This window comes from Streptomyces sp. NPDC047981 (assembly GCF_040653315.1).
Classification (GTDB): Bacteria; Actinomycetota; Actinomycetes; order Streptomycetales; family Streptomycetaceae; genus Streptomyces.
In genome coordinates, this window is record NZ_JBEZNQ010000055.1 from 26067 (window position 1) to 47285 (window position 21219).

Consider the following 21219-nt stretch of genomic DNA (forward strand, 5'->3'; position numbering starts at 1 on the left):
CTGACGTGACCGATGTCCATGACGTGATCGTGGTCGGTGGTGGACCGACCGGACTGATGCTCGCCGCCGAGCTGCGGCTTCAGGGCGTGCGCGTGGTCGTCCTCGAGCGGGACGCGGAGCCGACCAAGGTGGTCCGCGCACTCGGTCTGCACGCGCGCAGTGTCGAGGTGATGGACCAGCGCGGGCTGCTGGAACGGTTCCTCCCGCTCGGCAAGCAGTACCCGGTCGGTGGCGGGTTCTTCGCGGGCATCACCAAGCCCGCCCCGCGCCTCGACACCGCCCACCCGTACGTCCTCGGCATTCCGCAGCCCGTCGTCGACCGGCTCCTGGCCGAGCGCGCCGTCGAACTCGGCGCGGACATCCGGCGCGGTGCCCTGCTGGTGGCGCTGAGCCAGGACGAGGACGGGGTGACCGCCGAACTGGCCGACGGCACCCGGCTGCGCGCGCGCTACCTCGTCGGCGCCGACGGGGGCCGGAGCGCCGTGCGCAAGCTGATCGGCGTCGCGTTCCCTGGCGAGCCCAGCCGGGTCGAGACGCTGCTCGGCGAGATGGAGCTGACCGCGGATCCGGACGAGGTGGCAGCCGTGATGGCCGAGGTCCGCCGGACGCAGAAGCGGTTCGGCGTCGGGCCCCTGGGGGAGGGCCTCTACCGCGTCATCGTGCCGGCCGAGGGGGTGCGGGAGGACCGTACGGTCCCGCCGGCCTTCGAGGAGTTCAAGGAGCGGCTGCGGGCGGTGGCCGGCACCGACTTCGGCGTGCACTCGCCGCGCTGGCTCTCCCGCTTCGGCGACGCGACCCGGCAGGCCGAGCGGTACCGGGTCGGCCGCGTCTTCCTCGCGGGCGACGCGGCGCACATCCACCCGCCGACCGGCGGGCAGGGGCTCAACCTCGGGGTCCAGGACGCGTTCAACCTCGGCTGGAAGCTGGCGGCCGCGGTCGACGGCTGGGCGCCGGAGCACCTTCTCGACAGCTACGAGGCCGAACGGCACCCGGTCGCCGCCGACGTGCTGGACAACACCCGCGCGCAGATGGAGCTGATGCGCGTGGAGCCGGGCCCGCAGTCGGTGCGCCGGCTGCTCGCGGAGCTGATGGACATCGAGGAGGTCAACCGGCGCCTGATCGAGAAGATCACCGCCCTCGGCGTCCGCTACGACTTCGGCGAGGGCCACGAACTGCTCGGCAGCCGCCTGCGCGACCTGCAGCTGAAGCACGGCCGCCTCTACGAACTCACCCGCACCGGCCGAGGCCTGCTGCTCGACCAGACCGGCACCCTCACGGCGGCGGGCTGGGCGGACCGCGTCGACCACGTCGTCGACGTCAGCGAGGAACTGACCGCCCCCGCGGTCCTCCTCCGCCCGGACGGCCACGTCGCCTGGGCGGGCACCGACCAGGCGGACCTCCGCACCGCCCTGATCCGCTGGTTCGGCCCCGAAGCGGCCTGAGCGCCCATCCGCTGTCAGCTCGTCGTGTCCGCTCCGTGCGTGGCTGCATCCGCCTGCACCGGGGCGGCGGCGACCAGCAGCGCGGCGAACACGACGGGGGCGGCCGTCTGGTACCACATCCAGACGTCGCCCCCGGAGGTGCTGCCCTGCCAGGCCAACAGCAGGCCGACCAGGGCCGCCAGGGCCCAGCCGCTGTCGTACGCGATCATGAGCCGCGTGTAGGTGCGCATCGGCCGGCTGCGGGTGAACCCGATCTCGACGGCGCCGCCGATCGACAGGGCCACGCCCGCAAGGACCATCAGATACGCCGGTGTGCCGAGCAGTCGGCCCAGAGGGGCCGGTGCGGCGAGGCAGACGGCCGCGAGCACCACCTTGAAGGCGCCGTCGGCGACAGCGCCCACGGTCTCGCGCGTCACCCGCGGCGTCACGACCTGGTCCATGAGGTTCCTCCCCGAAGCGCGCACCGACTGGTTTCATAACGAGATTACGGCAATAATCGAGTTATGAGAATGACGAGAGCGGAGGCCAAGGAACGCAACCGACGCGCCCTGTTGGACGCCGCGTTCCAGGTCGTCGCCCGGGACGGCCACCGGGCGAAGCTGGAGGAGATCGCCGAACGGGCCGGCCTGACCACCGGTGCCGTCTACTCGCTGTTCGGGAGCAAGAACGGCCTCGTGGTGGCCCTGGTCGCCGACCGTCTGGGGCCGCACTACGACGAGATCGAGCAGGTGGTGCCCGCGGGGCTCGACCTGCTCGCGGCGGTGGACGCCTTCGCCCGCCACTACCGGCGCGGCTGTGACGACCCGGACGCCCTGCCCCGCCTTTCGCTCCAGATCACCCTGCTGGACATGGCTCTGCACGACCCGGAGCTGGGTGCACGGCTCGCCGCGTCCGTCCGGTCGCAGGAGAGCGCACTGGTCGCGCGGTTCACGGGAAGGTCCCACGACGGCGGGGTCGTGACCCCGCATCAGGCGGGGCGGCTGGTCACCGCGCTGAGGGCGCTCTTCGTCGGCCTCGGTCAGGGCGTCCCCCTCGGCCTCGCCCCCGGCGCGGACGAGCAGTTCTTCGCGGACGCGGCCCGCGCCCTCGCGTCCGGGATGTCGCTCGTCGATCAGGATCGGGGTGCCGGGCATCCGTCCTGACGGTCGCAGGGGATGCCTATGGAGTACGACACTATTGCAAGCGCCTGCTTGCAATAGTTAGCGCGGGGTGGCATCTTCGCAGCATGGCATCGCTCAACGTCGGCAATCTTGGCGAGTACCTCCGTGAGCAGCGGCGCACCGCGCAGCTGTCGCTGCGGCAGCTCGCGGAGGCCGCCGGGGTGTCCAATCCCTATCTCAGCCAGATCGAACGCGGGCTGCGCAAGCCGAGCGCCGAGGTGCTGCAGCAGGTCGCCAAGGCGCTGCGGATCTCCGCCGAGACGCTGTACGTGCGGGCGGGGATCCTCGACGAGAAGGAGCGGGAGGAGCTGGAGACGCGCGCCGTCATCCTGGCCGATCCCTCGATCAACGAGCGGCAGAAGCAGGTGCTGCTCCAGATCTACGACTCCTTCCGCAAGGAGAACGCCGCCGAGCAGGCGGTCGCCGACCGGGCCGCCCCAGGGGACGACGCCGCTTCCGATGCCGAACCGACCGCGAGCTAGTACGTGACATTCCGGAGGACCACCACCATGGCCATCATCGAAGAACTGCGTACCCCCCTCTACTTCGCCGCCGGCACCGCCGACCTCGCCGTCCAGCAGGCCAAGAAGGTCCCCGGCCTGATCGAGCAGATCGCCGCCGAGGCGCCCGCGCGGATCGACGCCGTGCGCAACACCGACCCCAAGGCCGTGCAGGAGAAGGTGACCGACCGGGCCAAGGAGGCCCAGGCCACCGTCCAGTCGAAGCTCGCCGAGGTCGTCGGCACCCTCGACACCGACCTGAAGAAGCTCGGCGAGACCGCCCAGGACCTGGCCCTGCGGGGTGTCGGCGTGGCCGCCGAGTACGCGGTCAAGGCGCGCGAGAAGTACGAGGAGGTCGCGGCGCACGGCGAGGAGGCCGTGAAGGCGTGGCGCGGTGAGGTGGCCGAGGAGATCACCGAGATCGCCGTCGTGGTCGAGCCCGAGCCCGAGACCAAGGCCGAGGTTCCCGCCCAGGACGCCCCCGCGGCCGAGGAGACCGCCGCGAAGAAGGCCCCCGCCCGGAAGACCTCCGTCCGCAAGCCGGCCGCCAAGAAGACCGCCGGCGCCACGGAGAAGTGACCCGGGGCACCGAACAGGGTGCCCGGAGCGTTGTAACGGGTACCTTGACCGTGCAAGGGCCCCATCCACTGACGAGGCGGTTCAGACATGTTGCGTGAAGGATTCGACCTGGGTATCACGCTGGTGGTCGGGCTGTTCTTCCTCGTCTTCGCCGTCGTCTCCTTCGTCTTCGCCGCCATGGCGCGCGAGGACGCGTACCGCGCGGCCGACAAGCAGACCAAGAAGTTCTGGCTGATCATCCTCGGGATCAACCTGGTCCTGAACCTGGTCCTGGACATGCTCTTCCTGCAGATCGCCGGCGTCATCGCCGCGATCGTCTTCATGGTCGACGTCCGGCCCGCCCTCAAGCAGGTCTCCGGCGGCGGACGCCGCGGCGGATCCAGCAGCGACGGGCCGTACGGCCCGTACAACGGCGGCCGGTAGGACAACGGCGGCCGGTGGGACGGAGGCCGTTAGGTCAACGGCGGCCGGTAGGACAACGGCGGCCGATGACGACCGGCTGAGCCGAGAAAAGGGCCCGGGGCCACAGCCCCGGGCCCTTTCCCGCGCCAGGGCCGCCGGGCCCCTCTACTTCCGTGCCGGGCCGCGCGTCAGCCCCGGGCCCTTTCCAGGGCCAGGACCGCCACGTCGTCCGTCAGCTCACCGCCGTTCAGCGACCGCACCTCCGTGACGGCCGCTTCGAGCAGGTCCTCGCCCCGCAGGCCCTCGGCCAGCTGCCGGTTGATCATCTCGACCATCCCGTCCTGACCGAGCCGCGGCGAGCCCGGGCCCGCCGAGCGGCCCTCGATCAGGCCGTCCGTGTACATCAGCAGGCTCCAGGCCGCGCCCAGCTCCACCTGGCGGCGCGGCCAGCGGGCGCGCGGGAGCAGGCCCAGTGCCGGGCCGCCGTCCTCGTACGGCAGCAGCCGTGCCGGGCGGCCCTTGCGGGCGATCAGCGGCGCGGGGTGGCCGGCCAGGCAGAGGCCCGCCCGGCGGCCGTCCGGCGCGATGTCGACCGTGCAGAGCGTCGCGAAGATCTCCTCGCTCTCCCGCTCGTGCTCCAGGACCCGCTGGAGCGTCGAGAGCAGCTCGTCCCCGCACAGCCCCGCGAAGGTCAGCGCCCGCCAGGCGATGCGCAGCTCCACGCCGAGCGCGGCCTCGTCCGGGCCGTGCCCGCAGACGTCGCCGATCATCGCGTGGACCGTGCCGTCGGGTGTGCGGACGGTGTCGTAGAAGTCCCCGCCGAGCAGGGCGCGCGAGCGCCCGGGCCGGTAGCGGGCGGCGAAGCGCAGGTCGGAGCCCTCCAGGAGCGGGGTGGGCAGCAGACCGCGCTCCAGGCGGGCGTTCTCCTGGGCCCGCAGCCGCGACTCGGTCAGCTTCACCTGCACCGCGTCGGCGCGCTTGCGCTCGACCGCGTACCGGATCGCCCGGCTCAGCAGCCGGCCGTCGAGCTCCTCGCGGAAGAGATGGTCCTGGGCCCCGACCCGTACCGCCTCCGCCGCCAGCTCCGCGTCGGCCGAGGCCGCGAGCGCGAGGACGGCGTGGCGCGGGGCGAGCCGCAGGATGTGGCGCAGGGGCGCGAGCGGGTCGTCACCGGCCGCGCGGGGGCCGGGCAGGGCCAGGTCGACCAGGACGCAGTGCACGTCGTCGGTGAGCAGCCGCTCGGCCTCGGTCAGGTTGCGGGCGGTACGGATCCGGACGCGCGTCCCGTCCCGGTCGTCGAGCATCTCGGGCACGGCGAGGGCACCCGCCGGGTCGTCCTCGACGACCAGCAGGGTGAGGTCGGCGCCGGTGCCGGTGGCAGCGGTGACAACAGCGCCGGGTGCCGCTGCAGAGACGATTCTCTGGCGCGGTACGGGTACGGGCATCGGTCGCGGTTTCCTTCCCTCCCCCCGAGGGCGCGGCGGGGCGACGAACGACGTCCCGCCAGACGGGGACCATAGCGGTAGCGCACGGGGGAGCGGAATGCCGATCAGAGTATGAGCACCGAAGAGCCATTGGCATATGCCGCGCATGGGGAGGTTGTTGCCCTCGGAGCCATGACGAACATCACGCCGGGGTGGCGTGCGGAAGTGAACGGCGTCACGCCGGAGGCACGCGGTCGGGAGCCGGACCGCTCGTTCCGGACCGTTCACCCCGCGCCACTCATTCCGGACCGCTCGTTCCGGACCGTTCATCCCGTGCCGGTCGTTGCGCGCCGCTCACTCCGCGCCGCTCACTCCGGGCGGACCACGCCCAGGATCTCCATCGAGCCCGCGCCCGCGAGCGTGACGTCCCGGCCCGGGCGCGGCGCGTGCACGATCGCGCCGTTCCCGACGTACATGCCGATGTGGCTGGCGTCCTTGTAGTAGACGATCAGGTCGCCGGGCCGCATGTCCTTGATGTCCACCTTGGGCAGCAGCCGCCACTGCTCCTGCGAGGTGCGCGGAATGTTCCGGCCCGCGGAGCCCCAGGCCCGCTGGGTGAGCCCCGAGCAGTCGTACGAGTCCGGGCCCTCGGCTCCCCAGATGTACGGCTTGCCGATCTGCGCCGTCGCGAACTCCACCGCCCGCTTGCCCTGCGGCGTCGCCGTGGCGGTCAGGCCCTTGAGGACGCCGGTGTTCACCCAGGCGGTCTGCTGGCGGTACTGCTCCTGCTCCTCCAGGCGCCGCAGCCGCTCCAGTTCCTCGGCCGCCAGCTGGGACTCCAGCTTCTTCGCCGCGGCTATCTTGTCGTTGATGTCCTTCTTGGCCGTGGCCTGCTTGACGCGGTTGGCCTCCAGCTTGGTCCAGTTGGTGCCCGCGTCCTTGGCGTAGACGGTCAACTGGGCCTGGGTCCTGGTCATTTCCGCGAGCAGGTCCTTCGTGGCCTTCTGGCCCGCCTTGAACCGCCCCGCGTTGTCCAGGAAGAGCTGCGGGTCGTCGGTGAGGACGAACTGCGCGCCGTCCGGGAGCCCGCCGTTGCGGTACTGGGCACGGGCCGCGGCGCCCGCCTGGGCCTTGAGCGCGTCGATCTTCTCGTTGCCGGCCACGATCATCTGGGCCAGTCGCACGATCTCGGCGGACTGCTCCTTGGTCTGCTCCTCCGCGAGGTTGTACGCGTCGGTCGCGGCGGCGGCCTGCCGGTAGAGGCCGTCGATCTCCTTGCGTACCTCTTCGAGGGTCTTCTTGGGCGCGGCGGGCGCCCCCGGCGGCAGCGGGTCGGCCGAGGCCTGGAGCGTCAGCGCGGGTGAGGCGAGCATCGTCAGGGCGCAGACCACGGTGATCGCGGCGCTGACGCGGCGGCGTCGGTTCACAAGCTCCCCCTCAGTGCGGCCCGCACCCGTGTCCGGCAGCCGGTATCTGATTTACCGTCAGTAACTTGGTGGCGACCTTGGCGATAGTGCCATGCGTGACGTCAAAGCAACAGGGGATACCGGCCCCTGTCGGGTCACTCTCCCTCAGACGGGACGGGTGGGAAGGGTGTTGCGTTCCCGATGGAGCCGGAATTCACCGGCAATTGGCGCATCGGCAAGCGCGCGCGCCCGCCCGCCGCCCGGGGAATCCCCACTACCCGCGCGAGGCCCGCTCCCCGCTGCCCGGCCGCTCGCCGCCTGCGGGATCTCCCCACTACCCGCGCGGCGCCAGCGCCTCCCAGCGGAGCGTCACCTCGCCCTGCCGCCACCGCCGGTACCCGTCCGTCAGGGGCCAGTCCGCCGCAAGCGTCCGTACGGCGCGGATCCAGCGCTGCCGCGCGCCCAGCGAGGCGTACGGGGCGGCCGCCGCCCATGCCCGGTCGAAGTCGCGCAGGAACGCGTGGACCGGCTCGCCCGGCACGTTGCGGTGGATCAGCGCCTTGGGCAGCCGCTCCGCGAGGTCGGAGGGCCGGTCGAGCGAGCCGAGCCGGGTCGCGAAGGTGACCGTCCGCGGCCCTGACCTGTCGAGGGCCACCCACACATGACGGCGCCCGATCTCGTCGCAGGTCCCCTCGACGAGCAGCCCGCCGGGGCCGAGCCGCGCGCACAGCCGCGCCCACACGGCGGCGACCTCGTCCTCGTCGTACTGGCGCAGCACGTTCGCGGCCCGGATCAGCGCGACCTCGCCCGGCACCGGGACCTCGAAGCCGCCGTGCAGGAACGTGAGGCCCGCGCGTTCGTACGGCTTGGCGGCGGCGACCCGGGCCGGCTCGATCTCGATGCCGACGACCTCGGTGCGCGGGTCGGCCGTCCGCAGCCGGGTCAGGAGCTCCACGGCGGTCCAGGGGGCGGCGCCGTACCCCAGGTCGACGGCGACGGGCGGCTCGGCGGAGCGGCGCAGGGCGGGGCCGTGCGTGGAGGCGATCCAGCGGTCCATGCGACGCAGCCGGTTCGGGTTGGTGGTCCCGCGGGTGGCCGTGCCGACGGGTCGGGACACGGCGGGGAGCTTGGTGCGCGGGGCCATGGAACGAGGGTACGGGCCGGTTCCGGACGGTGGTGCCACGCCGTCCGGCACGGCAATGAATTGGCAAAGAGGAAATGGATGGGGCGATTCCGGCGTTGTCGCCCGTGGAAGGTGCCGCGCGCGCCGCCTTCGCTGTGCCCGCAGTGCCCGACCGCTCCACGCCCGACCAGCTCTTTGCCCGACCCGCTCCAAGCCCGACCGCTCCACACGCCCGACCCGCTCCAAGCCCGACCCGCACTTTGCCCGACCCGCGCTATGCCCGCTCCCCGACCCAGCGGAAGGACCGTCGACGTGAGCCAGTACGTGTCCCGGCTCGCCGGCTCCCTGGCGACGCCGCCCCGGCTCCGGCTCCCCGGACGCCACCGGAACCCCCGCCGGGTGGCCATGCTCAGCGTCCACACCTCGCCCCTCCACCAGCCGGGCACCGGCGACGCCGGCGGGATGAACGTGTACATCGTGGAGCTGGCCAAGCGGCTCGCCGCGATCAACATCGAGGTCGAGATCTTCACCCGGGCCACTACCGGCGGCCTCGCCCCGGTCGTCGAACTCGCGCCGGGTGTTCTCGTACGGCACGTGGACGCGGGCCCGTACGAGGGCCTTGCCAAGGAGGAGCTGCCGGCCCAGCTGTGCGCCTTCACGCACGGTGTGATGCAGGCCTGGGCGGGGCACCGGCCCGGCCACTACGACCTGGTCCACTCCCACTACTGGCTCTCCGGCCACGTCGGCTGGCTCGCCGCCGAGCGCTGGGGCGTCCCGCTCGTGCACGCCATGCACACCATGGCGAAGGTCAAGAACGCGGCGCTCGCCGAGGGCGACACGCCCGAGCCCGCGGCCCGGGTGATCGGTGAGACGCAGATCGTCGAGGCCGCCGACCGGCTGATCGCCAACACCTCCGAGGAGGCCGACGAACTGGTCCGGTTCTACGAGGCGGACCCGGCGAAGGTCGCCGTCGTCCACCCCGGCGTGAACCTGGACCACTTCCGCCCGGCGGACGGCCGGGCCGCCGCCCGGGCCCGCCTCGGGCTGCCCGCCGACGCCTTCATCCCGGTCTTCGCGGGCCGGATCCAGCCACTGAAGGCCCCCGACATCCTGCTGCGGGCCGCGGCCCGGCTCCTGGAGCGCGATCCGTCGCTGCGCTCGCGCATGGTCGTGCCGATCGTCGGCGGGCCGAGCGGCAGCGGCCTCGCCAAGCCCGAGGGGCTGCAGAAGCTCGCCGCCCGGCTCGGCATCTCCGACGTCGTCCGCTTCCACCCGCCCGTCGGCCAGGACCGCCTCGCGGACTGGTTCCGGGCCGCTTCGGTGCTGGTCATGCCCTCGTACAGCGAGTCCTTCGGCCTGGTCGCCATCGAGGCGCAGGCGGCCGGCACCCCGGTCGTCGCGGCGGCCGTGGGCGGCCTTCCGGTGGCCGTGCGGGACGACGTCACCGGCTTCCTGGTCCAGGGCCACGACCCGGCCGACTACGCCCGCGCGCTCGGCCGCTTCGTCGACGACCCGGCGCTGACCGCGCGGATGGGCGCCGCGGCGGCCCGGCACGCGGAGTCCTTCGGCTGGGACACCGCCGCCTCGGGCACGGCGGACGTGTACACGGCGGCGATGCACGATCACCGCCGTCGCGTACGCTCGCTGCATGGCTGAGCGAGCTGAGCGGGCTGAGGGCGTACGGCGAGTCGTCGAGGACACCTTCAAGGACGCCGAACTGGAGTGGGAGTCGCCCGAGCCGGGCTCGTACGTCGTCAAACTCCCCGGCACGCGCAAGCTCTTCACGACGCTCTCCCTCCGCGTGGGCCGGCACTCCCTCTCGCTGAACGCCTTCGTCATCCGCCACCCCGACGAGAACGAGCCGGCCGTCCACCGCTGGCTCCTGGAGCGCAACCTCAAGCTGTACGGCGTGAGCTACGCGGTCGACGGCCTCGGCGACATCTATCTCACCGGCAAGCTGCCGCTGGCCGCCGTCACCGCGGAGGAGCTGGACCGGCTGCTCGGCTCGGTCCTCGAAGCGGCGGACGGCTCCTTCAACACGCTCCTGGAGCTGGGTTTCGCGAGCGCGATCCGGCGTGAGTACGAGTGGCGGGTCTCGCGCGGCGAGTCGACCCGGAATCTCGACGCGTTCACCCACCTGACCAAGAAGCCGTAGACGCGCCCGTCCCCGCCAGGCCCCACCCGGCCCCCGTACGACCCCTTCCCCGCCCACCCTGGGCCGTGCCATGCTCACCGCCAACGCAATTATGAATGCTGTTCATATCCATGAATGCGAGGCGGGGCTCATGGGAATCACCAGGAGACAGTTCGTGGGCGGGGCGGTGGCCGTGGGGGTCGCGGCGACGACGGGCTTCGCCCCGCCGAGTGCCGCGACCGTCGGACGCGCCGCGACGCTCGGGCGCACCACGACCCTCTGGCGCGAGTACGCCGACGCCCCCTACACCCACCCCCAGATCCCCTACGTGGGCCGCGCGGGCGCCCGCCGCGGCGCCACCCGGCTCGACCGGCCGCCGGTCGTCGCGAACGTCCTCACCTACGGGGCCGTCCCCGACGGCTCCGCCGACTCGGCCGCGGCCGTCAACCGGGCGCTCGCCGAGGCGGGGGAGCGCGGCGGTGGCACGGTGCTCGTACCACCGGGGACGTACCGCATCGACGACTTCCTGCGCATAGGCCACAGCGGCGTGGTCCTGCGCGGCGCGGGCTCGGGCCGTACGAAGCTCGTCGCGACGAAGCACCTGACCGAGCTGATCGGCCCGTACGGTTCGCGCTACGGCGGCGACAAGTCCTCCTGGTCCTGGGCCGGCGGCCTCATCTGGCTCGCCCCGCGCGCCCGTCACGCCTCCCTCGTGGCGGCGATCCGCGCCAGGGCCTGGCCCTTCGAGGGCTGGACGGGCAACAGGCGCGACGAGTGGGAGACCCTGACCACCGTCGGCCCGGCGCGCCGCGGCGACTGGACGGTCACGGTCGACGACCCGTCAGCCGTGCGGCGGGGAGAACTGGTCCTGCTCCGCCTCGCCGACGACGCCGGTCACACGCTCCTGGAGCACATGGCGGGCGGCGGCGCCGGTCCCGAGTCGTACCACTGGGACGACAAGACCAAGCTGACCTCGTACGTGCCGTACGAGTGGCCGGTCCGGGTGGTCTCCGTGCGGGGCCGGAAGGTGACGCTGGAGCGTCCCCTTCCCCTCGACGTCCGCCCGGAGTGGGACCCGCGCCTGACCACGCTCGTGGAACCGCTCACCGGCTCGGGCGTGGAGGGACTGACGCTGGAGGCGGTCGAGACGCCCCAGTCCCCACACCTCCTCGACAAGGGCTACAACGGCGTCACCTTCCAGTGCGCGTACGACTGCTGGGCCGAGGACGTCGTCGTACGGCACGTGGACAACGGCTTCGGTCTCGTCGCCGCCTCCGCCTGCACCCTGCGCCGCACCCGCGTGGAGGGGCGCGGCTCCCACCACCCGTACTTCTGCCGCGAGGGCGCGCACGACAACCTGATCGAGGACTTCCGCATCGCGGCCCGTACGGTCCCGGCGCCGGCGGGGACGCAGCTCCACGGCATCAACGTGGAGGGGCTCTCCAGCTACAACGTCTGGTCGCGCGGGGTGATGGAGATGGGCACCTTCGACACGCACCGGGGCATGCCGTTCGCCAATGTCCGGACGGAGATCACGGTCGAGAACAACGGCCGGCACGGCGGCGACGCCTCGGCGGGCCCGCTGTACGGTGCGCGGTTCGCGCACTGGAACGTGACGGTGACGAACGGCCGGGCGGGCCTGGTCAAGATCGACACGATCGCGCCGTACAGCGCGACGGTGGGGATCAGCGAGGTCACGGAGTTCGACCAGATCGACGTGCCGGACTTCGCGGGGGAGCTCCACGCGCGCGTGGAGGCGTACGGGACTCCGGGGGCGGTCCGCCCCCGGAACCTGTACGAGGCGCAGCGCGGACTCAGGCGCTGACGGAGGAGGTGCCGGTCTTGGCGTCGGCGGGGGCGGCGACCGGACGTCCGGCCGACGCATCGGCCGACGCGTCGGTCGGAACCTCGGCGGGGGCCTCGGCCGGACCGGCCACCGGGCTGTCGGCCGAGACGGTGGCCGAGACGGCGGCCGTCCCCGCGGCCGTGTCCATGGGGCTCTCGTCGAGGGCCTTGCGGAGCCGGGTCGTGTACCCGATCGCGGCGACGGTTCCGATCACGGCCGTACCGGCCCAGAGCCAGTCGGGACCCGGCCCGTCGACGACCCATCCGGCGAGGATCGGGGCGAGGAAGCCGGACAGCGCCCAGGACATGCCCATGACGCCCTGGTAGCGGCCGCGGGCGTGCTCGGGGGCGAGCTTGGCGGTGGCGGCGGCGTTCGTCGGGACGTGGACCATCTCGCCGATGGTCCACACGACGACGGTCACGGCGAAGACGAGCGGGGTGCCGGCCAGGGCGGTGGCGCCCGTACCGACGGCGAAGAGCAGCGAGGAGACGGTGAGCAGCATCGCCGGGGAGCGCTTGTCGGTCACCTTGTTGACGAGCAGCTGGAAGCCGACGATCACGACACCGTTGACGGCGATGACGGCGCCGTACGCGGAGGGTTCGAGCCCGGTGGCCGCCATGGAGAGCGGCAGGCCGACCCAAGGGGCGGTGAAGACGAGGCAGATGAGGAGGTTGAGGAGGACGAGGGTGCGGAACGGGGCGTCGCGCAGGACGTCGAGGACGCTGACGCGGTCCTTCTCGACGATCTCGCCGGCCGGGTTCCGGCGGGCCTCGGGGCGGGTCTCCGGGAGGCGCAGGAAGACGATCAGGGCGCACAGGGTGACCGCGACGGCCTCGACGACGAACAGGGTGCGGTAGCCGAGGAACATCGCGGCGCCACCGCCGAAGGCGGCGACGGCGAAACCGAGGTTGAGGGCCCAGTAGTTGAGGGCGAAGGCCCGGCGGCGGTCGGGCTCGGGGACCATGTCGGTGATGGTCGCCTGGATGGACGGCCGGACGGCCTGCATGGAGACGCCCATCAGCAGGACGACGGCCGCGACGCCCCAGGCGGTGGTGACCAGGGCGAGGCCCGCGGCGCAGGTGGCCGTCACCAGGTGCATGGTGACCATCGTGGGCCGGCGGCCCCACTTGTCGGTGAGGGTGCCGCCGAGCGGGGAACCGGCGACGCCGCCGAGGCCGTGCAGGGCGACGACGAGCCCGGCGAACCAGGCGGAGTGGCCGAGTTCCTGCGTCAGGTACAGCGACAGGAAGGTCAGGACGAAGGCGCCGGTCCGGTTGACGAGGGTGGAGAGCCAGAGCCACCAGAAGCCCTGGGGGAGACCGGAGACGGTGGCACGGGCTGATCGTCTGATCGAGTCGAAGGACATGTGTGGCGGGCTCCCCGTGCCTGTAAGTGTCGCTGTACGGATACGTAACTTACGAGTTGGAGCTCGACGGGCGCCACTGAATTGACGGCGATCGTCAACCGTCGACGGGACCCCTGGGTACCAGGACAGCCACCTGTCCACGGACCGTGCACGGTGCGCGGGGCGCCCCCGCCGTCGTCTAGGCTCGGACGCATGGCCGACGCACCGTACAAGCTGATCCTCCTCCGCCACGGCGAGAGCGAGTGGAACGCGAAGAACCTGTTCACCGGCTGGGTGGACGTCAACCTCACCGAGAAGGGCGAGAAGGAGGCGGTCCGCGGCGGTGAGCTGCTCAAGGACGCCGGCCTGCTGCCCGACGTACTGCACACCTCCCTCCAGAAGCGCGCCATCCGCACGGCGCAGCTGGCGCTGGAGTCCGCCGACCGCCACTGGATCCCGGTCCACCGCTCCTGGCGTCTGAACGAGCGCCACTACGGTGCGCTCCAGGGCAAGGACAAGGCGCAGACGCTCGCGGAGTTCGGCGAGGAGCAGTTCATGCTCTGGCGCCGCTCCTACGACACCCCGCCGCCGGCGCTCGAGGACGGCACCGAGTTCTCCCAGTCGGACGACGCGCGCTACGCGACGATCCCGCCGGAGCTCCGCCCCCGCACGGAGTGCCTGAAGGACGTCGTCGAGCGCATGCTCCCGTACTGGTACGACGGCATCGTCCCGGACCTCCTGGACGGCCACACGGTCCTGGTCGCGGCCCACGGCAACAGCCTCCGCGCCCTGGTCAAGCACCTGGACGGCATCTCGGACGAGGCCATCGCGGGCCTGAACATCCCGACGGGCATCCCGCTGGTCTACGAGCTGGACGCGAACTTCAAGCCCCTGAACCCGGGCGGCACGTACCTCGACCCGGAGGCTGCGGCCGCGGCGATCGAGGCGGTCAAGAACCAGGGCAAGAAGTAGCCCACACGCACGGACGAAGCCCCTTCCCCGCCGTTTGCTCCGGCGAGGAAGGGGCTTCTTCGTGGTTCCCTCGAAGCTGCCCGAAGATCCCGTACAACCGTGCGATCCGGTCGCGAGTCTCATCAGGAACGGAGTATTCCGTGTCCGAGTCTTCTCGTGGGGGTTCACCTTGCAGTTCCGCTCCACCGGCATCCGCCTCGCCACGGCCGTCACGGCCGTCCTCGCGGTCACGGCCCTCGGCGCAGGCACACTGGCCACCGCGCCGGCCGCGTTCGCGGCGACCCCGGGCGTTACCTCCGGCCCGGCGGCCACGAACGACCAGCCCGGCGCCCTTCCCTTCTATCCCGAGGACTCCAGTCTCGGCGGTACGGGCACGACCGGCTTCCTCATGTACTCGTTCACGAACGACGGGACCCGGGAGCTGCACTGGACCTCGTACGCGAACGGCGCGGTGACGAAGCTTCAGGTTCCCGAGGATGGCGGATGGGCCCAGTCGGGCACGGACGTGGTCGGCATCGGGGACGAGGGCTGGACCTCCCAGATGCGTGCCCTCACCCTGCGCAACATGGCCGACCCGTCCGCCCCGGGCGTGGACATCGACCTGCGCGCGCTCGACGCCAACTACGTGGCCGTGCTGAGCCCGACCAGCGTGCTCGCCCAGGTGACGAAGGGCGACGGCACCGCGGAGCTGCACGTCGTGAGCAAGGACGGCACCGACACGACCACCCGCGAGGTCACGGGACTGCCCGCCGACGCCACCGACTTCTACACGAGCGCACCGGTCAAGGGCGGCATCGCCTTCGTGGGCTACGAGACGGGCCCCGCGGGCGCCCGGACCGGCGGCCGGGCCGTGATCGACGTGACGGCCGGGACGGTGTCCGAGACGTACGCCGCTGCCGAGTCCGGGTTCGGATTCAGCGGCCTGATGCTCTCCGATTCGCACGTGGCGTGGCTCGACTACAAGGCCGGCATCGGATTGTTCGTCACCTCTGTCGACCGGGCGACCCGCGAGGAGAAGCAGACCACCCTGGGCGCCCGCGACGACGAGTGGCACTACGAGCTCGTCGGCGGCTGGCTGGTGTACGGCAACGCCTGGCGGCCCGTCCGGGCCGTCTCCCTGACCACCGGCGAGACGCGCGACCTCCTCGACAAGGGATCCGGCTCGTCGTCCGACGCCGACGGCAGCGCGGTCGTCCAGGGCAGCAGGGCCGCCGACGGTACGGGGCTGTTCCGCGTCGCGGCCGCGGCGGACGGCACCCCGACGGTCACCAAGGTCGCGCAGGCGGGCGCGCCCGCGCCGGTCGGCGTGGAGATCGAGCAGGTCCACGTCGCGGACGTCGCGGACCTCGACAAGACCGGCGGCACGGTGACGATGGGCTGGACGCTCTCCCGGCCCGACGCCCGCCTGGACCTCACGCTCACGCACGTCGCCACCGGCAAGGAGTTCCGGGCGACCGTCGCGGCCCCGGCCACCGGCAACCGCTTCGACTACACGTGGGACGGCACCATCGGCGGCGTCGACGCGCCGAACGGCCGGTACGCGATCGAGGCCGAGGCGACGTCGCTCGACGGCGCCGGCGAGCCCGCCTACCAGGGCTGGGAGATGTGGGTCGTCCGGGCGAACAACCCGCACGACTACACGAACAACGGCTCCACCGACGTCCTCGCCCGCGACGCCGCCGGTGTGCTGTGGCGGGACGATCTGCGGGACCGGCCGGTGGGCGGGCAGGTCAAGCCCGCCGAGCGCACGAGGATCGGTGCGGGCTGGAACACGTACAAGCAGATCGAGGCCGTCGGCGACCTCAACGGCGACAAGGCCGGCGACCTGCTCGGCCTCGACGGCTCCGGCGTGCTCTGGCACTACCTCGCCAAGGGCGACGGCACCTTCACGCCCCGCGCCCGCGTCGGCGCCGGCTGGGGCGTGTACAACCAGCTGACCGGCGGCTCGGACCTCAACGGTGACGGCCGCGCCGACCTCGTCGCCACGGACACCACCGGCGTGCTGTGGTTCTACAAGGGCACGGGCAACGCCGCCGCGCCCTATGCCGCCCGCGTGAAGGTCGGCGCCGGCTGGGGCGTCTACAACCAGATCACCGCCGTCGGGAACATCGTGGGTTCGGCCCACGGCGACCTGGTCGCCCGCGACAAGGACGGCATCCTCTGGCTCTACCAGGGCACCGGTTCCCCGACCGCCCCCTTCGCGCCGCGCGTGAAGATCGGCGCCGGCTGGGGCGCCTTCAGCCAGCTCGTCGGCGCGGGCGACCTCGACAACGACGGTCGCCCGGATCTGATCGCGTACGGGGCGGGCGGCACGTCCGTGTACCGCTCCACGGGCTCCGTCACCGCGCCCTTCAGCCGTCAGACGACGCCGCTGTACGCGGGCGAGGGCACCAAGTTCAACACCGTCGTGTAGTCCGCGTAGTGCGTGCCGGAAAGGCCCCCTCCCGCCTGGAGGGGGCCTTTCCGGCCTTGTCGTCGAAAGTCCGTCCGAAAAGCCGTTGTTGTCGCCCGAGGACTCGCATAAGGTCCCCTACGTGATCACCGGATCGGCGACTCTTCGCCACACACGGACGGGCAAGCCGGTAGAAGGCTGATCCCGCGGCGGGGGTGCGTACGTCACCCCCTGCGTTCGGCACGTGGACCTCCCTGGACCTCTCTGGGCATCGCGCCCCTCCAGTCCAGTCGTTCCCACTCAGCCGAACCCACAGCGAGGTCTTCCACCCATGGCAGTCAGCTTCAACCACACCATCATCGCGTCCAAGGACAACGAAGAGTCCGCCCGCTTCTTCCGCGAGCTGCTCGAACTCCCCGAGGCCCCGTCCTGGGGGCCGTTCGTCAACGTCCAGCTCGCCGACGGCGTCCTGCTCCAGTTCGCCACCCCGCCCGGCGAGATCGAGATCCAGATGCAGCACTACGCGTTCCTCATCGACGACGAGCTCTTCGACCGCGCGTACCAGCGGCTCTGCGACGCTTCCGTCGAGCACTGGGCCGATCCGCAGATGCGGCTCCCGGGCGAGATCAACCACGGGCACGGCGGCCGAGGGGTGTACTTCAAGGACCCCGCCGGTCACGCCATCGAGCTGATCACCCGCCCGTATATCTAAAGCGGTGACGGCGGTGGCGCCGATAGCCTCCGGCCATGGCTGACGACACCGCACTCCGGCTGGAGAAGATCACCCCCGACAACATCGACGCCGCGCTCGCCCTGCGCGTCCATCCCCACCAGGAGAAGAACGTCGCCTCCGTCGCGCATTCGCTCGCGGAGGCGTACGCCTTCGGCGCGACCGCCTGGCCCCGGCTCATCCTCGACGGCGACGAGGTCGTCGGCTTCCTGATGGCCTTCCTGGACATCCAGTGGGCCCCGGAGAAGGACCCCGACGACCGCCGCAGCGGACTCTGGCGGCTCAACATCGCCGCCGACCGGCAGGGCAAGGGGTACGGGCGGTTCGCCGTCGAATCCGTACGCCAGGAGATACGGCGACGCGGCGGCGACGAGCCCGGGCCCGAGACCGGCCCCGGGTCGACGGCACCCCGGTCGATGTACGTGACCTGGGAGCCGGGTGAGGAGGGGCCCGAGGGGTTCTACCTCGGACTCGGCTTCCGTCCGACGGGGGAGACCAGCGGCCGGCAGACCGTCGGCGTCCTCGATCTCTGACACCACGCGCGCACCACGCGAGCGGCCCCGCCCGGAAGGATCCGGGCGGGGCCGCTCGCGTCGTGCGTCACGACGCCAGGAACGCGCGACCTCAGCCGCAGCCCCCGCACTGGCACGGCCCGCCGGACTGGCAGCCGCAGCCGCAGCCCGCTCCGCACGAGCAGCCGCTGAGGCTGAGAACGGGCAGGAACACCGCGTCGCGCGGAATCGCCTGCTGGGTGTCGGTGGTGGCGGTGGTGGCGGTATCAGCCATGGGTCCCCTCCTCGGAGGCGTACGTCGCCTCTCCCCATTGCATGCCCACCCCGCCGGGCGCATCAACGGCGCACAGGAGTGCGAAGCCCACCCCGCCCGGTCGCCCCTCCGGAGCTACGCGCCCTCGACCGGGGCGTCCGCCTGCTGCAGCTCGTCCGCGTGCTCGCCGGTCACCAGGTACACGACGCGCTTCGCCACCGACACCGCGTGGTCGGCGAACCGCTCGTAGTAGCGGCCGAGCAGCGTCACGTCGACGGCCGTCTCGATGCCGTGCTTCCAGCGGTCGTCCATCAGGTGCTGGAAGAGCGTGCGGTGCAGCAGGTCCATCTCGTCGTCGTCCTGCTCCAGCTGGAGCGCCAGGTCGACGTCCTTCGTGATGATGACCTCGGCCGCCTTCGCCATCAGGCGCTGCGCCAGCTGCCCCATCTCCAGGATCGTCGCGTGCAGGTCGCGCGGGACCGCCGTCTCCGGGAAGCGCAGCCGCGCCAGCTTCGCCACGTGCTGCGCCAGGTCGCCGGAGCGCTCCAGGTCGGCGCTCATGCGCAGCGAGGTCACCACGATCCGCAGGTCCGTGGCCACCGGCTGCTGGCGGGCCAGCAGGGCTATGGCGCGGGCCTCCAGGTCGTGCTGCAGGTCGTCGACCTTCTGGTCCGCGGCGATCACGGTCTCCGCGAGCTTCAGATCGGCGTCGAGCATCGCCGTCGTGGCGCGCCCGATCGCCGACCCGACAAGGCGGGCCATCTCGACCAGGCCTTCGCCGATCGAGTCAAGTTCCTCGTGGTACGCGTCCCGCATCGATGTCCCTCTCTCAACTGATGTCCGGGGTCCCGGTCGGGCTTCGGACCCCCACGCTCCCACGTTCGGGCCTCTACGCGTCCGCAGTCTCCACCCGAAGTGAATGAACGTTTTCGCCCCGGTGAACTCTGGGCGACCCGGGCGGCTGCTCCGCTCGGTGCAAATGAACCGGCACAGTCCCCACGGTGAACTCTGGGCGACGACTGTTCGAGCAGCCACTCGGACGGCTGGGAGAGAGTCTCTCGTGCCGCATAACCTTGAGGACATGGACGTGAACGCGGCGGTGGCCGCATTGGCCGCGATCGCCGGGGTGTGCACCGGCGTGATCGCCATGCTGGCGTTCCGCTGGAGCGAGCGCGACCAGGCGCGGCCCACCCGGACCTCCCTGCACACGGACGCCGTGCTTCCGCCCGGCGTCGACACCGTGCTCTCCGTGCTCCGATCCTCCGCGGTCGTGCTCGACGAGAGCGACTCCGTGGTCAAGGCCAGCTCGGCGGCGTACGCCCTCGGCCTGGTCCGCGGCGGGAAGCTGGCCGTCGAGCCGATGCTCAACATGGCCCGCGACACCCGCCGCGACGGAGAGATACGGCAGGTCGAGCTCGACCTGCCCCGGCGCGGCACCGGACGCGGCGAGGCCCTCGCGGTCTCCGCCCGGGTGGCCCCGCTCGGCTCGCGCCTGGTGCTGCTCCTGGTCGAGGACCTCACCGAGGCGCGACGCATCGAAGCGGTACGGCGTGATTTCGTCGCCAACGTGAGCCATGAGCTCAAGACCCCGACCGGTGCGCTCTCGCTGCTCTCCGAGGCCGTTATGGACGCCTCGGACGACCCCGAGGCGGTCACCCGCTTCGCCGGCCGGATGCAGATCGAGGCGACCCGCCTGACCAACCTCGTACAGGAACTCATCGACCTCTCGCGCGTGCAGAACGACGACCCGCTGGAGGACTCCGAGCCGGTACGGGTGGACGAACTGGTCGCCGAGGCGATCGACCGCTCCCGGCACACGGCCTCCACCAAGCAGATCACCATGGCCTCCGGAGGCACCGCCGACCTGCACGTATGGGGCAGCCGCGGCCAGCTGGCCGCCGCCCTCGGCAACCTCGTCGAGAACGCCGTCAACTACTCCCCGGCCCGTACGCGGGTGGGCATCGCCGCCCGCCGCGTGGCGGCCCCCGGCGGCGACCTGATCGAGATAGCGGTGACCGACCAGGGCATCGGTATCTCCGAGAAGGACCGTGAGCGGGTCTTCGAGCGGTTCTACCGTGTCGACCCGGCGCGCTCCCGTGCCACGGGAGGCACGGGACTCGGCCTCGCCATCGTCAAGCACGTGGCCGCCTCGCACGGCGGAGAGGTCACGGTCTGGAGCACCGAAGGCCAGGGCTCCACCTTCACCCTGCGGCTGCCCGAGGCGGGCGCCGTACGGGACCGCCGCTCCTCCGCCTCCACCTCCCCCACCCCCGATCTCATGACCGAACCGCTCCCTGCCCCGGAGGTCCTTCCGTGACCCGAGTGCTTGTCGTCGAGGATGAGGAATCCTTCAGCGACGCCCTGTCGTACATGCTCCGCAAGGAAGGCTTCGAGGTCGCGGTCGCCGCGACCGGGCCCGACGGCCTCGACGAGTTCGAGCGCAACGGGGCGGACCTCGTCCTCCTCGACCTGATGCTGCCGGGTCTGCCCGGCACCGAGGTGTGCCGCCAGCTGCGCGGCCGCTCGAACGTCCCGGTCATCATGGTGACCGCCAAGGACAGCGAGATCGACAAGGTCGTCGGGCTGGAAATAGGAGCAGACGACTACGTGACCAAGCCCTTCTCCTCGCGGGAGCTCGTGGCCCGCATCCGCGCGGTCCTGCGCCGCCGCGGCGAGCCGGAGGAGGTCACCCCCGCCGCCCTGGAGGCCGGCCCGGTCCGTATGGACGTGGACCGCCACGTCGTCACGGTCGCCGGAGGCAAGGTCGACCTCCCGCTGAAGGAGTTCGACCTCCTGGAGATGCTGCTGCGCAACGCGGGCCGTGTGCTGACCCGTATGCAGCTGATCGACCGCGTCTGGGGCGCGGACTACGTGGGCGACACCAAGACCCTCGACGTCCACGTCAAGCGCCTGCGCGCCAAGATCGAGCCCGACCCGGGCGCCCCGCGCTACCTGGTGACGGTCCGCGGCCTGGGCTACAAGTTCGAGCCGTAGACCGC

General features: G+C 71.9%; 21 protein-coding genes. 14 read left to right on the forward strand and 7 right to left on the reverse strand.

Translation table 11 applies throughout. The features are described from left to right. The first annotated feature begins 5 nt into the window (after window positions 1–5). Window positions 6–1442 (forward strand): rifampin monooxygenase, encoded by a 1437-nt coding sequence (gene rox / locus AB0E14_RS27740; protein WP_362423746.1) that lies wholly within the window; start codon window positions 6–8, stop codon window positions 1440–1442. A 14-nt stretch (window positions 1443–1456) separates the two neighbouring features. Here the strand turns inward: rox and AB0E14_RS27745 are convergent, their stop codons facing one another. Next, window positions 1457–1882: a hypothetical protein gene (locus AB0E14_RS27745; RefSeq protein WP_362423749.1), complete on the reverse strand. Its 426-nt coding sequence runs from the start codon at window positions 1880–1882 to the stop codon at window positions 1457–1459. A gap of 69 nt (window positions 1883–1951) precedes the next feature. Between AB0E14_RS27745 and AB0E14_RS27750 the strand changes: the two genes are divergently transcribed. The 4 genes from AB0E14_RS27750 to AB0E14_RS27765 all read left to right on the forward strand — a co-directional run bounded on the left by AB0E14_RS27750 (window position 1952) and on the right by AB0E14_RS27765 (window position 4104). Continuing rightward, window positions 1952–2584: a TetR/AcrR family transcriptional regulator gene (locus AB0E14_RS27750; RefSeq protein WP_362423824.1), complete on the forward strand. Its 633-nt coding sequence runs from the start codon at window positions 1952–1954 to the stop codon at window positions 2582–2584. A gap of 83 nt (window positions 2585–2667) precedes the next feature. Beyond that, window positions 2668–3084, forward strand: coding sequence for a helix-turn-helix transcriptional regulator (locus tag AB0E14_RS27755; RefSeq protein ID WP_362423752.1), 417 nt, complete (start codon window positions 2668–2670; stop codon window positions 3082–3084). A 27-nt stretch (window positions 3085–3111) separates the two neighbouring features. Beyond that, a complete protein-coding gene (locus tag AB0E14_RS27760; protein WP_362423755.1) occupies window positions 3112–3681 on the forward strand; it encodes a hypothetical protein in 570 nt (189 codons plus the stop codon). An 87-nt stretch (window positions 3682–3768) separates the two neighbouring features. Further along, window positions 3769–4104 carry a DUF2516 family protein gene (locus AB0E14_RS27765; protein ID WP_362423758.1) on the forward strand — a complete coding sequence of 112 codons (336 nt, stop codon included), beginning with the start codon at window positions 3769–3771 and terminating at the stop codon, window positions 4102–4104. Window positions 4105–4271: 167 nt separating this feature from the next. Here the strand turns inward: AB0E14_RS27765 and AB0E14_RS27770 are convergent, their stop codons facing one another. From AB0E14_RS27770 to AB0E14_RS27780, 3 genes are all read right to left on the reverse strand, one after another. Then, entirely contained in the window at window positions 4272–5528 is a 1257-nt protein-coding gene (locus tag AB0E14_RS27770) for a fused response regulator/phosphatase (protein ID WP_362423761.1), read from the reverse strand. A 347-nt stretch (window positions 5529–5875) separates the two neighbouring features. Beyond that, window positions 5876–6934 (reverse strand): NlpC/P60 family protein, encoded by a 1059-nt coding sequence (locus AB0E14_RS27775; protein ID WP_362423764.1) that lies wholly within the window; start codon window positions 6932–6934, stop codon window positions 5876–5878. A gap of 313 nt (window positions 6935–7247) precedes the next feature. Next, window positions 7248–8057, reverse strand: a complete 810-nt coding sequence (locus tag AB0E14_RS27780; RefSeq protein WP_362423767.1) for a class I SAM-dependent methyltransferase — start codon at window positions 8055–8057, stop codon at window positions 7248–7250. A 291-nt stretch (window positions 8058–8348) separates the two neighbouring features. Between AB0E14_RS27780 and mshA the strand changes: the two genes are divergently transcribed. From mshA to AB0E14_RS27795, 3 genes are all read left to right on the forward strand, one after another. Next, window positions 8349–9692 (forward strand): D-inositol-3-phosphate glycosyltransferase, encoded by a 1344-nt coding sequence (gene mshA, locus AB0E14_RS27785; protein ID WP_362423770.1) that lies wholly within the window; start codon window positions 8349–8351, stop codon window positions 9690–9692. Further along, complete coding sequence (locus AB0E14_RS27790) at window positions 9685–10191, forward strand: YbjN domain-containing protein (protein ID WP_362423773.1); 507 nt, start codon at window positions 9685–9687, stop codon at window positions 10189–10191. Before mshA ends, AB0E14_RS27790 begins: the two co-directional genes overlap by 8 nt. Before the next feature lie 130 nt (window positions 10192–10321). Continuing rightward, window positions 10322–11995 carry a glycosyl hydrolase family 28-related protein gene (locus AB0E14_RS27795; RefSeq protein ID WP_362423776.1) on the forward strand — a complete coding sequence of 558 codons (1674 nt, stop codon included), beginning with the start codon at window positions 10322–10324 and terminating at the stop codon, window positions 11993–11995. Here the strand turns inward: AB0E14_RS27795 and AB0E14_RS27800 are convergent. Continuing rightward, on the reverse strand, window positions 11985–13382 hold the full coding sequence (locus AB0E14_RS27800) for an MFS transporter (RefSeq protein WP_362423779.1): 1398 nt from the start codon (window positions 13380–13382) through the stop codon (window positions 11985–11987). The two genes, AB0E14_RS27795 and AB0E14_RS27800, sit on opposite strands and share 11 nt — an antisense overlap. Before the next feature lie 192 nt (window positions 13383–13574). Between AB0E14_RS27800 and AB0E14_RS27805 the strand changes: the two genes are divergently transcribed. The 4 genes from AB0E14_RS27805 to AB0E14_RS27820 all read left to right on the forward strand — a co-directional run bounded on the left by AB0E14_RS27805 (window position 13575) and on the right by AB0E14_RS27820 (window position 17988). Beyond that, complete coding sequence (locus tag AB0E14_RS27805; RefSeq protein ID WP_362423783.1) at window positions 13575–14333, forward strand: phosphoglyceromutase; 759 nt, start codon at window positions 13575–13577, stop codon at window positions 14331–14333. Between the two features lie 169 nt (window positions 14334–14502). Then, window positions 14503–16746 (forward strand): VCBS repeat-containing protein, encoded by a 2244-nt coding sequence (locus AB0E14_RS27810; protein WP_362423786.1) that lies wholly within the window; start codon window positions 14503–14505, stop codon window positions 16744–16746. A gap of 310 nt (window positions 16747–17056) precedes the next feature. Next, complete coding sequence (locus AB0E14_RS27815; RefSeq protein ID WP_362423789.1) at window positions 17057–17437, forward strand: VOC family protein; 381 nt, start codon at window positions 17057–17059, stop codon at window positions 17435–17437. 35 nt (window positions 17438–17472) lie between these two features. Then, a complete protein-coding gene (locus tag AB0E14_RS27820; protein WP_362423791.1) occupies window positions 17473–17988 on the forward strand; it encodes a GNAT family N-acetyltransferase in 516 nt (171 codons plus the stop codon). Window positions 17989–18079: 91 nt separating this feature from the next. On the opposite strand, the gene AB0E14_RS27825 is transcribed toward AB0E14_RS27820, so the two are convergent. Together AB0E14_RS27825 and phoU are read right to left on the reverse strand one after the other, a co-directional pair. Further along, window positions 18080–18241 carry a hypothetical protein gene (locus AB0E14_RS27825; protein WP_362423794.1) on the reverse strand — a complete coding sequence of 54 codons (162 nt, stop codon included), beginning with the start codon at window positions 18239–18241 and terminating at the stop codon, window positions 18080–18082. Window positions 18242–18355: 114 nt separating this feature from the next. Continuing rightward, window positions 18356–19036 carry a phosphate signaling complex protein PhoU gene (gene phoU, locus AB0E14_RS27830; RefSeq protein ID WP_362423797.1) on the reverse strand — a complete coding sequence of 227 codons (681 nt, stop codon included), beginning with the start codon at window positions 19034–19036 and terminating at the stop codon, window positions 18356–18358. A gap of 265 nt (window positions 19037–19301) precedes the next feature. On the opposite strand from phoU, the gene AB0E14_RS27835 reads away from it, so the two are divergent. Then, complete coding sequence (locus AB0E14_RS27835; RefSeq protein ID WP_362423800.1) at window positions 19302–20537, forward strand: ATP-binding protein; 1236 nt, start codon at window positions 19302–19304, stop codon at window positions 20535–20537. Beyond that, the gene (locus AB0E14_RS27840) at window positions 20534–21214 is read left to right on the forward strand and encodes a response regulator transcription factor (protein WP_015035162.1); all 681 of its coding nucleotides are present in this window, start codon (window positions 20534–20536) and stop codon (window positions 21212–21214) included. Before AB0E14_RS27835 ends, AB0E14_RS27840 begins: the two co-directional genes overlap by 4 nt. The last annotated feature ends 5 nt before the right edge of the window (window positions 21215–21219 follow it).

Excerpts from the sequence above, each read along its gene's own strand:
- AB0E14_RS27770 (WP_362423761.1), bottom strand. The coding sequence starts at position 5,528 with ATGCCCGTACCCGTACCGCGCCAGAGAATCGTCTCTGCAGCGGCACCC.
- AB0E14_RS27825 (WP_362423794.1), bottom strand. The coding sequence starts at position 18,241 with ATGGCTGATACCGCCACCACCGCCACCACCGACACCCAGCAGGCGATT.
- AB0E14_RS27750 (WP_362423824.1), top strand. The coding sequence starts at position 1,952 with ATGACGAGAGCGGAGGCCAAGGAACGCAACCGACGCGCCCTGTTGGAC.
- AB0E14_RS27805 (WP_362423783.1), top strand. The coding sequence starts at position 13,575 with ATGGCCGACGCACCGTACAAGCTGATCCTCCTCCGCCACGGCGAGAGC.
- AB0E14_RS27780 (WP_362423767.1), bottom strand. The coding sequence starts at position 8,057 with ATGGCCCCGCGCACCAAGCTCCCCGCCGTGTCCCGACCCGTCGGCACG.
- AB0E14_RS27835 (WP_362423800.1), top strand. The coding sequence starts at position 19,302 with ATGGACGTGAACGCGGCGGTGGCCGCATTGGCCGCGATCGCCGGGGTG.
- AB0E14_RS27760 (WP_362423755.1), top strand. The coding sequence starts at position 3,112 with ATGGCCATCATCGAAGAACTGCGTACCCCCCTCTACTTCGCCGCCGGC.
- AB0E14_RS27755 (WP_362423752.1), top strand. The coding sequence starts at position 2,668 with ATGGCATCGCTCAACGTCGGCAATCTTGGCGAGTACCTCCGTGAGCAG.
- AB0E14_RS27790 (WP_362423773.1), top strand. The coding sequence starts at position 9,685 with ATGGCTGAGCGAGCTGAGCGGGCTGAGGGCGTACGGCGAGTCGTCGAG.
- AB0E14_RS27745 (WP_362423749.1), bottom strand. The coding sequence starts at position 1,882 with ATGGACCAGGTCGTGACGCCGCGGGTGACGCGCGAGACCGTGGGCGCT.
- AB0E14_RS27815 (WP_362423789.1), top strand. The coding sequence starts at position 17,057 with ATGGCAGTCAGCTTCAACCACACCATCATCGCGTCCAAGGACAACGAA.
- AB0E14_RS27800 (WP_362423779.1), bottom strand. The coding sequence starts at position 13,382 with ATGTCCTTCGACTCGATCAGACGATCAGCCCGTGCCACCGTCTCCGGT.
- AB0E14_RS27795 (WP_362423776.1), top strand. The coding sequence starts at position 10,322 with ATGGGAATCACCAGGAGACAGTTCGTGGGCGGGGCGGTGGCCGTGGGG.
- phoU (WP_362423797.1), bottom strand. The coding sequence starts at position 19,036 with ATGCGGGACGCGTACCACGAGGAACTTGACTCGATCGGCGAAGGCCTG.
- AB0E14_RS27765 (WP_362423758.1), top strand. The coding sequence starts at position 3,769 with ATGTTGCGTGAAGGATTCGACCTGGGTATCACGCTGGTGGTCGGGCTG.
- AB0E14_RS27820 (WP_362423791.1), top strand. The coding sequence starts at position 17,473 with ATGGCTGACGACACCGCACTCCGGCTGGAGAAGATCACCCCCGACAAC.